Here is a 10,974-nt window from a genome sequence, read left to right on the forward strand (position 1 = left end):
TCGAAGTATCGAGCAACCCACAGCAAGCTGTGGGCTACCGGGTGCGCCTGCCTGCCGTGGCGGGATTTCGACATGGGATAACAGAGACGACGGAGCGCCAGCTCCGTCACCCCGGTGAAAACCGGGGCCCAGTTGTGTTGGAAATGTCGCCGACGCCACCGTTCGAGATTACGTGGCGAAGAGAGTCTCAAGCATTGCGTTAACAGCGTGGCGGTCACAACTGGGTACCGGCTTCCGCCGGTATGACGGGACTGGCGTCCCGTCCTTGCTCTTCCGTGCCGTTTTCTGTCATTCTCCGGCTTGACCGGAGATTCCAAGGGATGCCTTAACCGGGCACATGGGTAACACTTGGGAGCGTGTCGATGTATTGAGCAACCCACAGCAAGCTGTGGGCTACCGGGTGAGGGCTACCGGGTTCATATCCCTTTATGAGCTGGCTGGATTTGACTACGAGCTGGCTGAATTTGACTATGAGCTGGCTGAATTTGACGCGGTCATCGTTTTTTCGAAGCACGAAGCGCAGAAGACCCTCGATAAGTGAATGAACAAGAAGAAAAGCCAGCACGTAGCTCCCCGAACTGAGCGCCGTAGCAACCGCTTGTTCGTTGTCGCTCACGATCAATCGCATGTCGCGACTGGAATCTACCACCAGCATCTCCTTATGTGTATGGTAGCATATCGGCACGGAAGAGGGCGTGCGTTTCGCGCAACAGCTACCTCTTTATTACAGCCACACTGTTGAGATTAGACTCGTCCCTCTCTGCTGTCAATTGTTTTTTCTGCCCAATCTGAGACGAAGTTCCGCTCACTCCCCCGCACTAAGTGATTGTCCCCCCTCTCGCTACACCCTATATTCCCCCCATGGACTTCTTCGAGGAAGAACGGCCTAAGGAGAAGCGCGCGTCGGTCGCGCCGCTCGCGGATAGGATAAGGCCGCGCTCGTTCGAGGAGTTTGTCGGCCAGCAAAAAACTGTCGGCAAAGGCACGCCTCTCCGCAAAGCCATCGAAGAAGACAAGGTGCCATCGATCATCTTCTGGGGACCGCCCGGCTCCGGCAAGACCACGCTCGCGCATCTGATCGCCGCCCACACCAAGGGACAGTTCGTCCCGTATTCGGCGGTCACGTCCGGTATCAAAGAGATCAAGGCGCTCATAAGCAAGGCGGGCGACTATTACAAGATGTCCGGCCGCCGCACCTATGTGCTGGTCGACGAGATCCACCGCTTCAACAAGGCACAGCAGGATGCGTTTCTGCCGTATGTCGAGAAGGGTGACATTGTCCTGATCGGCGCGACCACCGAGAACCCGTCGTTCGAGGTCAACGCGGCGCTGCTCTCACGGATGAAGGTGTACGTGCTTGACCGCCTGTCTCCTGAGGATATCAAAGCTGTAGTAACAACTGCCCTCACTGACGACGAGCGAGGTCTGGGCAAAGCTGGTCTTAACCTTGAACCGGACGCACTCGAGTTCATATCTGCGGCTGCCGATGGCGATGCGCGCCGCGGGTTGTCGCTTCTCGAAGCTGTCGCGGCATATCTCGGCAAAGAAAAGAAAGTCACAGTCGATATCGTGCGCGAGGTGCACCAGAAGGGGACGTTTGTCTATGACAAAGTGGGGGAAGAGCATTACAACCTGATCTCCGCGCTGCACAAGACGATCCGCGACGGCGACCCGGACGCCGCGCTCTACTGGCTGGCGCGGATGCTCGATTCGGGCGAGGACCCGCTCTATATCGTGCGGCGGCTGATTCGGTTTGCTACTGAGGACATTGGCCTGGCCGATTCGTACGCGCTGACTCTGGCAATCAACGCGCGCGACACGTATCACTTTCTCGGCTCGCCCGAGGGAGAGCTGGCGATTGCGCAGCTTGTGATCTATCTCGCCTGCGCGCCCAAGTCGAATTCGGCCTATATCGCGTTCGACAAAGCCAAGGCCGATGCCGCCGAATACGGCTCCCTGCCAGTGCCGCTCTGGATTCGCAACGCGCCCACCAACCTGATGAAGGATCTCGGCTACGGCAAGGGGTATCGGTACGCGCACGAATTCGAAGACGCGCTGGTCGACCAGGAGCATTTCCCCGAGGAGTTGAAGGGGCGAGTCTATTACGAACCGAAAAATGTCGGCCGCGAGGAACGGCTCGCCGCGTATGTGCAGAAGTACCGCGAGTTCCGCCGTAGTGCCGCCGAAGGGAAAACCGGCAAACCTGCCGGGCAATCATCCGATAATAAAGACTGAACCGCTAATCGCTTCGCTGGTTTAATAGATACTTATGCGCCGCCTGCTTTTCGCACTTTTGGTTATGCTGCTTTTGCCGTGGTCTCTCCGCGCCGCGGGGATTCTTATCCCGATGGATGAGACCCAGACCGATCATCTCAAAGCGTACGGGGTCGTTTACAAAGCACTGGAGAAGGGGTACAAGTCGGAGTGGCTGCTTAATTATCGCGGCGGGTCGTTTCTGGTAGATCAGAGCAAAGACGTGGCAGATATGTGCCTGCTCGTGGGAGTTCTGTACGAGAGCGCGACCCAGGGCCAGATTGCCGATATCTATCGTCAGATCGAAGTCGAAAACATGGAGCGAGTGGAGCTTGAGAAGGCGCCGGCAGTCGCTGTTTATTGCCCGCCATCGAATCAACCCTGGGATGACGCCGTCACGCTGGCGCTGACTTACGCCGAAATCAAGTATGATGTCGTCTGGGACGAAGAGATTCTAACCGGTGTGCTCGAAGACTACGACTGGCTGCACTGCCACCACGAGGATTTCTCTGGGCAGTATGGCAAGTTCTACGGGGCGTTTCGGAACGAGCTCTGGTACCAGGCCGATGTCAAGGCGAACGAGGACATGGCCGCCCGCATGGGGTACAGCAAGGTTTCGCACCTCAAGCGCGATGTCGCCAAGGTCGTGTATGACTACGTGCGTCGCGGCGGATTTTTGTTCTCGATGTGTTCCGCACCGGAGACACTCGATATGGCGCTGGCCGCCGACGGTGTCGATATCGTGCCGCGCGAATTCGACGGTGACCCGGTCGATCCGGGCTGCCAGAGCAGGCTCGACTTCAGCAGGACGTTTGCATTCGAGAATTTCACGGTCTCGCTTGACCCGATTGTGTACGCCCGCTCCGATATCGATACGTATCCGGATCGAATCGTGCGGTTTCCGATTCCCGAAGTAGATTACTTCTTCCTGTTTGAGTTTTCCGCGAAACTCGACCCGGTGCCGACAATGCTGGTGCAGGACCATGTCAACACGGTCAGCGGTTTCATGGGGCAAGTGACCGGGTTCCGCAAGTCGCTGCTCAAGAAGCACGTGACAGTCCTGGCGCAGCCGGAGAATTTCGACGAGGTCCGCTATGTGCACGGCAACCTCGGACGCGGCACCTTCACGTTTCTGGCGGGCCACGATCCGGAAGATTACCGCCACATGGTGCACGACCCGCCGACCGAATTAAGCCTGCACAAGAGCTCGCCGGGGTACCGCCTGATTCTCAACAACGTGCTTTTCCCCGCCGCGAAAAAGAAAGAGCGGAAGACGTAGGTTTCCGATGAATCGCGGCAGGCGAGGACCCCGGATCAAGTCCGGGGCAAGCTATGCCGCCCCACGAATTTGTGTTTTGACAACTATCATAGTCAGCCATAGTTTCGGGGCATGGCTGTTACCTCACGAACGTTCCTCGCCATCGACTACGGCGTCCGCCGCATCGGTCTTGCCAAAAGCGATCCCACCGGCACGATCGCGTCTGTGCTGGCTACGCTGGAAGTCAAGTCGGACAAGGAGGCCATCCAGCATCTCGCCGGGGTAATCAGCAACCTGAAACCGTCCGCACTCGTAATCGGTTACCCACTTAATGATGACGGCACGGAAAACGATGCCTGCCGCAGGGTCGACGCGTTCGTGGCTAAACTCTCTGAGACATTTGACGGGCCGATTCACAGAGTAGATGAGTTTGGAACGTCTGAAGAGGCTGTGGGTATTATTCACGCCCACGGCAAACGTGCGGGTAAGAAGAAGGAGCGGATCGACCGCCTGGCGGCGGTGATAATCCTGCAGAGGTTTCTCGATGAGCAGAAATGACACAAGAATCGCAGTCCGATGGTGGGAGTATATCGTGTGGCTGCTGGTTACAATCCCGTTGCTGCTGATCGGCGCGGTGCTGTGGGTGTTCAGTCTTGTCGTGCGGCTTGTTCGCCCCGTCGGAAAGCGCAGGCGCGATGATTAAAGCGATCATAATCGGAATAGTGCTGCTTGGGCTTGTTCTCGCGGCGTACGCGCTGGTGCTTTATGTCGTGCCGGTGGATTTGGGAGACCGCGTGGTTTCGGTGATAATCGAACCGGGTGACAGTTTCGAGCGAGTCGCCTCCCGGCTGGTCGACAGCGGCGTGGTGCGCTCGGGCGCGATGCTTCGCTACCCGGCCCAGTTTCGCGGGATTGACCGCAAGCTGACACCCGGCCGCTACGATTTCACCGGGGAGAACTCCTGCCGCTCGGTGCTGGGGAAACTCGAACGAGGCGATGTTGTTACTATCCGAGTGACTATCTACGAGGGAGCGCCCATCTGGCGGGTGGCATCGGTGCTGGCGCAGCGGCTTGGTCTCGACTCGGCTGAAGTTGTGAGGCTGAATGCCGACTCAGCGTTCTTGACTGAGGTCGGCAAGAAGTGTCTCGAGGGATATCTCTTTCCGGAGACGTACTTCATCCGCTGGGGCACGCCGGTGCGAGATATACTGAAAGAAATGGTCGCCATGTATCACACCAAGACCGACAGCGTGTGGCGACAGGATGTGCCGAACAACCTCAGCCGGGAAGAAGTGATCATACTCGCGTCCATTGTCGAGGCAGAAGCTCTCGTGAATGACGAAAAGCCGCAGATTGCTTCGGTGTATCACAACCGGCTTGGCCGCAAGATGAAGCTCGATGCCGACCCGACTGTCATCTATGGACTCGGCGGTCTCAATCGGCCGTTGCTGAAGAGCGATCTGGAACGCGACTCGCCGTACAACACGTACCGTCGGCGCGGTCTGCCACCCACGCCCATCAACTCCCCCGGACTTGACGCCATTCGCTCGGTGCTTCATCCGGCGCTGACGGACTATTTGTATTTTGTAGCCGACGGCTCCGGCAAGCACCGCTTTTCCCGCACCAACGACGAGCACAACCGGGCGCGCCGGGAGATTCGCAGGGCGCTGCCCCAGCCGGGGAGTTAGACGGAGTACATTGGTTCCGTAGCCGGTGCGTCTCAAGTGGTTTTGTAGGGCGGACTTGCTTCAAGTCCGCCGTCGCTACGCATGTGGACGCGGCGGTGACCCGTAAAACAGCAACGTCATCTCATGGCGGGCTCGAAGCGGACCCGCCCTACCGGGCTAAGCCGTGACGTACGCACGTCGGAGGGTGTGGAGATGGGCCGCGAAGAGCTCGAACGCGGAATCAAGGGCGCCGTTCTCGACAGCAACAAACGCCTCCGGGGTATCGGAGCTGTACCCCAACATCCCGACCAGTTCGCCGTCGTGCTTAAGCGGTCGCAGGACAAACGAGACCGTGTCGCTGTCGAACAGCAGCCGTCGCTCAAGGGTGTTGCCGTCGAAGAACTGGGCGATGTTTTCAGAGTACGTCTGGCCTGACTGGGCCACTTTCTCGAAAAACGAGGACACTGTCGGAAGCAGCAGCGAGAGGTTCCTGCGAGCACCTTTCTGCCGCCAGCTGGCCACCGCCAGAAAACGGGTCTGGGTGCCCTCGCGGATGGCGAGGAAGCCTTTGCGGACATCGAAACAGCACTCCAGCAGGCGCGAGAACTCCGCGAAGAGTTCGCGCGGGTCGGTTATTGATTCGAGCGACTCACGCATCCGCACGGTCAGCCGTTCCACGGGGCGACCGTGAGCGCCGTCGCGGTGCTCGTCAGCTTTCCACCGTCTCATGATTCTCCTCAAACTCGCCGCTGAGGGCCGGGTCTCGTTTCAGGTCGTACCGTTTGATCTTGCGCCACAGAGTGGTGCGGCCAATGCCCAATTCGCTGGCGGTGCGCGTGTAGTTCCAGTTGTTTTCGGTCAGGGCCTGGATAATGAGCCGCCGCTGGTTGTGGTCCAGGAGATTTCCCTTGAGGCGAAGGCTCGATTTGGTCGGGCCGGAGACCTGCTGAGCGCGGTTGTCATCGGAGACAATGAACATAATGTCGCTCGCCTCGAGATGGGTCGAAGAGCACAGGGCGGCGGCGCGCTTGAGGGTGTTTTCCAGTTCGCGCACATTCCCGGGCCACGAGTGGCCGAGCAGCTTGTCAACCGCCTCCCGACTGATAGTAAGGCTGGGGCGGCCTATCTCGGCGGCGATTCGGCGCAGGAAGTAGTCGGTCAGGATTTCCACGTCCTCGATACGCTCCTTGAGTGCGGGCAGACTCAGCGGGATTACATTCAGACGATAGTACAAATCCTCGCGGAATTTCCCGTCGGCGACCATCCCTCCGAGATCGCGGTTGGTGGCGGCGATGATGCGAACGTCGATTTTCTGACTTGTGCCGGAGCCGACCTTGCGAATGATCGAGTCCTGGAGGAATCTCAGCAGCTTCACCTGGATGGCAGGTGGGATGTTGGCGACCTCGTCGAGGAAAAGCGTGCCGCTGTCGGCGTCCGCAAACAGGCCGGTCCGGTCCTGTGCCGCCGAGGTAAATGATCCCTTGGTGTGCCCAAACAGTTCTGATTCCATGAGCGCTTCAGGGATCGCGCTACAGTCGACTGCCACGAACGGCCGGCTGCGCCGGTTCGAGTGATGGTGAATGGCGCGGGCGAAGAGTTCCTTGCCGGTGCCGGAAGCGCCGGTTATCAGGACGGTGATATCTGTCGGAGCTATGCGCCGCGCCGTTTCCTTTACCAGGGTAATCTGCTTAGATATGCCCACGATGTTGTCAAAGCCGTAGTGCATGGCCACGTGCCGCCGCAGGGTGATGATTTCCTGCTTCAGGCGACGCCGCTCGATGGCCTTGTGGACGCGGATCAGAAACTCGTGATTGCTAAACGGTTTGGTGACATAGTCGAAGGCGCCCGCTTGCATGGCCTCGACCGATGACTCTATCGTGCCGTGGCCGGTCAGCAGAATCGCCTCAGTGTCCGGATAGCCATGCCTGGCCAGGCGAATCAGGTCGATGCCGTTCTCGTCCCCGAGGCGGAGATCGACAATCATAAGATCCGGCGTTCTCTCATCGAGGATACGTCGCGCGGCGCTGATGCAATCGGCGTCGACCACCTGGTAGCCGGCCCGGCGGAGCATGACCGCCATGGCCGAGCGGGCGGCGGATTCATCGTCTACAATCAGGATCACGGAGGCCGTCTGGGGCTGGAGTTCAGTCATGGGTCAGTCCTTCAACCGGGATGGTTATTGTTGTCGTTGCCCTGTTGCCGTCGGCGGTCGTATGTACGCATTCAAAGCCGAGGCAATCAGCCAGTCGTTTGGCGTACTCGCACCAGGGGGAGCGAAAAGCCGATGGTGATGTCAGCTTTTCCGAGTGTGTCGCGACCTCTATGGTGATCCGGTATTCGCCTCCGCCGATGGATATGGCGGTGTTTTTGTCGGCGCGCCCCGCTGAATGAGCCCGCAATATGGCGTCGATAACGGCCGGAATACCGGCTACCGGAGCCTCGATCGTGGAATTGACAAAGCCCCTCGCCGCCGCTACCGCCACCGGTCGGCCAAAGCGCTGTTCGAACTCGCCGGCTGCCTCGCGCGTGGCCTCCAGTACCGAAATGCACCGGGTGTGGCGACGACGCGCGCCGCTCAGCAGGTCGAGGCCGTCCACGAGGCGGTTTAGCTCTGCGGCCTCGGAGGTGATTATGTCGGCGAGCACACGGCAATCCGGCGATCCCTGGAGCGGCGTCAGGCTCCGAAGTTCGCCGGACGCGGCGCAGATGGCCGAAACTTTGTTGCGCATGCTATGGACGAGGAAATCCGAACTGATCTGATCGGCAGCGCCGCGCGGTTTGCGCCGCCGCTCCGGCAGCAAGGACACCACCGATACATGTATGTCTCCGACGGATATATTGTCGAAATGGAGCCCGCGGCTGGTCATGAGACTTCGAAGCCGGCCTGCTATCATCGAATACTCGATACCAGTCACCGAACCGGAGTCGCATCCGAGCAGGTGGCATAGCTGTTCCCGTGCCACAATCACACGACCCGAGGCCCGATTAACGGCGAGATACGGTTGATCTGACGGAATACGAGAGTCCAGAACAGCGGCGGTCTCTGCGGCAGCCCTAAGAGTTGCGCGCCAATCTTCCACAAGATGAGTGAACTCAAGCGGAAGGGGAGCCCGTTCCCAGCGCCGCTCCGGTTCACACAGCCCGAGCAGAAGCTCCCGGCCGCGAATCTCGCCGATAAGCGCCGTGTGAAGTAGTCTCGGTGGCATACCGTCGGCTACGGGCGGAATTCGGTGTGTGAAGATAGTGTCGGGCTGGTGAAGGGCGGTCGATTCGACGGCTGTGGAGACACCGCTGGCAACGTCTTCCGGATACAGCAGCGTCTCACCGTAAAGCAAGACCAGTTGACTGGGTGGACTTACCATTTGCTCCAGGGCGATAAGCTCGCTTTCACACAGCCAGTCGCGGAAGTGCAGACCGAGCAGCAACGCCTCGATTGTGGGCAATTGGTTGAGCTGCGGTGTGGCTGCAGTGGGTTGCGCTACACCAATCACGCCCGAAGAGGGGCGATGGGACGGTTCAGTTTGAAACCCTGAATAGCTCACGGGCGGCTCCTGTTTCACTTTGGGACACCATGCCAGTTTTATCGGTTTCGATTTAGAACGCTTTAGTCTTTTCCGTCCCGTTTCGTGCAAAGTGACACGGAAGGCGTTTTTCAACCTTGACGGCCCAACCTCGGTGGAGTATGTTTGTCAATGCGGCCAATTTCCGTACCTGATTTGACCTGTCACTGTACTTCCACAATCGCGAGCCTATCGTCGAACCGACCGTCGGCGTTGGCTTCACCACTGCCCCAATCGGGCTATCACGCTGTTGCACAAGCCGTTACGGGAGAGGGCGAGGCATCACAAGGAGCTGTCCGAAGGCTTCCGTGCGCGGCAGACGTCCTGGTCTGCCGCCCACGATTGGGAGATATTGGTTGGGATGGCACTAGTCTCAGCGAGAGCAGCGTCCAATGGGTAGAGTAGTCGCCGTCATACCGGCCAGGCTTGGGTCGAGCCGTTTTGCGAGAAAGGTCCTGCACGAATACAGGGGCAGGCCGCTGTTGTTTTATGTATGGCGGCAGGTCGCGAAAGCGCAGCTGATTGATCGGCTTTGTATCGCCACTGATAGCCGGGAAATCGCGCGGGCGGCGAGCTGGTTCGGAGCCGAGGTGGTCATGACGTCCCGTAAACCCAGAACCGGCAGCGATCGAGTAGCTGAGGCTGTCACCGGAGGCCGGGAGTCGATCATCATAAACGTTCAGGCGGACTGCTTTGGTCTCCAACCCGCGCGGCTGGATCGAGTGGTCAAGGCGATGCAACAGGATCGCACAATAGAGTATGCCACGCTTGTGCGGCCGATTCGGGATGATCGCGAGCTGTCAAATCCTAATGTCGTGAAAGTTGTGGTCGACAGCGGCGGGCGGGCGCTCTGGTTCTCGCGCTTTCCACTGCCATATCTCCAAAAGCCGGACTTGCGCCCTCGCGCCGCCCAGTTCGGCTACCTGGCCCACATCGGAGTCTACTTCTTCCGGCGTTCGGCGCTGGCCAAATTCGCCGGATGGCGGCAATCTCGCTGTGAAAAGGCGGAATCGCTCGAACAGTTGCGGATTATCGAAAACGGCGGAACAATCCGGGTATTCAAAACCATGGCACGAACTTTCTCCATTGACACGCCCCGGGATTTGTTGAAACATAGATATGAGATAACGACAGGGTAATACTATGTCCGAACCAGGCAAGGCCAAGTATTTGTTCATAACCGGCGGAGTAGTTTCCTCGCTCGGCAAAGGGATCACATCGGCATCGATCGGTGCACTCTTGCAGAAACGCGGCCTGACCGTACAGATCATCAAGATGGATCCGTATCTGAATGTTGATCCGGGCACAATGAACCCGTTCCAGCACGGCGAGGTGTTTGTGCTTGACGACGGTTCCGAGACCGATCTCGATCTGGGCCATTACGAACGTTTCCTGGACAAATCGCTGGATCAGGCCAACAACGTGACCACCGGCCAGATTTATCACACCGTGATAACACGGGAACGTCGCGGCGACTATCTCGGCGCGACTGTCCAAGTGATTCCGCACGTGACCGAGGAGATCAAGGCGCGGGCGCGCAGCCGCGCCAGGGCGGCGGACAATCCGGACGTGGTGATAATTGAAATCGGCGGCACGGTGGGTGATATCGAATCTCTGCCGTTTCTCGAAGCAATCCGCCAGATGGGCCTCGAAGAAGGACCGCAGAACACCATGTACGTGCACCTAACTCTCGTGCCGTATATCTCCACGGCGGGGGAATTCAAAACCAAGCCGACCCAGCACTCGGTCAAGGAGCTGCGCGAAATCGGCATCCAGCCGCACGTGCTCCTCGCGCGGTGCTCGCAGCCGTTGCCTGATGGTCTCAAGCAGAAGATCTCGCTGTTTTGCTCGGTGCCGGTAAGTTCGGTTATAGTTGGGCAGGATGTATCGACTATCTATGAGGTGCCGCTTAAGTTTCATGAACAGCGCCTCGATCAGATTATCTGCGACCACTTCGGGCTGGTAACTCCCGAGCCGGAATTGGCCGAGTGGGAGCAGATGGTCGAGAAGGTGAAGAACCCGCGCAAGCGGGTGCGGATAGGCATTTGCGGCAAGTATGTCAAGCTGAAGGACGCTTACAAGTCTATAATCGAGGCTTTTGTGCACGCCGGGGTCTATAGCGATGCCCGTGTGGAGTTGGTATGGGTCAGCTCGGAGGACATCAAGAAAGTCGGCGCGGCGAAATTCATGTACGACCTTGATGGCCTCCTGATCCCGGGCGGGTTCGGTGAGCGCG

General features: G+C 58.7%; 11 protein-coding genes. 7 read left to right on the forward strand and 4 right to left on the reverse strand.

Annotation, left to right across the window (positions count from 1 at the left end; genetic code table 11):
* Positions 1-325: 325 nt before the first annotated feature.
* A complete protein-coding gene (locus AB1772_12320; protein ID MEW5797127.1) occupies positions 326-649 on the reverse strand; it encodes a hypothetical protein in 324 nt (107 codons plus the stop codon).
* Positions 650-861: 212 nt separating this feature from the next.
* Between AB1772_12320 and AB1772_12325 the strand changes: the two genes are divergently transcribed.
* The 5 genes from AB1772_12325 (at position 862) to mltG (ending at position 5,199) form a co-directional block, all read left to right on the forward strand.
* Positions 862-2,235, forward strand: a complete 1,374-nt coding sequence (locus AB1772_12325) for a replication-associated recombination protein A (protein MEW5797128.1) — start codon at positions 862-864, stop codon at positions 2,233-2,235.
* Between the two features lie 34 nt (positions 2,236-2,269).
* Positions 2,270-3,532 carry an asparagine synthetase B gene (locus tag AB1772_12330; protein MEW5797129.1) on the forward strand — a complete coding sequence of 421 codons (1,263 nt, stop codon included), beginning with the start codon at positions 2,270-2,272 and terminating at the stop codon, positions 3,530-3,532.
* Between the two features lie 111 nt (positions 3,533-3,643).
* Positions 3,644-4,069 carry a Holliday junction resolvase RuvX gene (gene ruvX / locus AB1772_12335; GenBank protein MEW5797130.1) on the forward strand — a complete coding sequence of 142 codons (426 nt, stop codon included), beginning with the start codon at positions 3,644-3,646 and terminating at the stop codon, positions 4,067-4,069.
* The gene (locus AB1772_12340) at positions 4,056-4,214 is read left to right on the forward strand and encodes a hypothetical protein (GenBank protein ID MEW5797131.1); all 159 of its coding nucleotides are present in this window, start codon (positions 4,056-4,058) and stop codon (positions 4,212-4,214) included. Before ruvX ends, AB1772_12340 begins: the two co-directional genes overlap by 14 nt.
* Entirely contained in the window at positions 4,207-5,199 is a 993-nt protein-coding gene (mltG, locus tag AB1772_12345) for an endolytic transglycosylase MltG (protein ID MEW5797132.1), read from the forward strand. The genes AB1772_12340 and mltG overlap by 8 nt, the downstream gene beginning before the upstream one ends.
* A 156-nt stretch (positions 5,200-5,355) precedes the next feature.
* On the opposite strand, the gene AB1772_12350 is transcribed toward mltG, so the two are convergent.
* From AB1772_12350 to AB1772_12360, 3 genes are read right to left on the reverse strand one after another with little or no spacing between them, the layout of a single operon-like run.
* Complete coding sequence (locus AB1772_12350) at positions 5,356-5,907, reverse strand: hypothetical protein (GenBank protein MEW5797133.1); 552 nt, start codon at positions 5,905-5,907, stop codon at positions 5,356-5,358.
* Entirely contained in the window at positions 5,888-7,330 is a 1,443-nt protein-coding gene (locus AB1772_12355) for a sigma-54 dependent transcriptional regulator (GenBank protein MEW5797134.1), read from the reverse strand. The genes AB1772_12350 and AB1772_12355 overlap by 20 nt, the downstream gene beginning before the upstream one ends.
* Positions 7,323-8,720 carry a hypothetical protein gene (locus tag AB1772_12360; protein MEW5797135.1) on the reverse strand — a complete coding sequence of 466 codons (1,398 nt, stop codon included), beginning with the start codon at positions 8,718-8,720 and terminating at the stop codon, positions 7,323-7,325. The genes AB1772_12355 and AB1772_12360 overlap by 8 nt, the downstream gene beginning before the upstream one ends.
* Positions 8,721-9,130: 410 nt before the next feature.
* Here AB1772_12360 and kdsB point away from each other — a divergent pair, with 410 nt between their 5' ends.
* The gene (gene kdsB, locus AB1772_12365; protein ID MEW5797136.1) at positions 9,131-9,877 is read left to right on the forward strand and encodes a 3-deoxy-manno-octulosonate cytidylyltransferase; all 747 of its coding nucleotides are present in this window, start codon (positions 9,131-9,133) and stop codon (positions 9,875-9,877) included.
* A gap of 4 nt (positions 9,878-9,881) precedes the next feature.
* Positions 9,882-10,974 (forward strand): CTP synthase (locus AB1772_12370; protein ID MEW5797137.1); only part of this gene is annotated, 1,093 nt, incomplete at its 3' end.

It is taken from the genome of Candidatus Zixiibacteriota bacterium, from assembly GCA_040752815.1.
In the GTDB taxonomy this organism is placed as follows: Bacteria; Zixibacteria; MSB-5A5; order GN15; family FEB-12; genus JAGGTI01.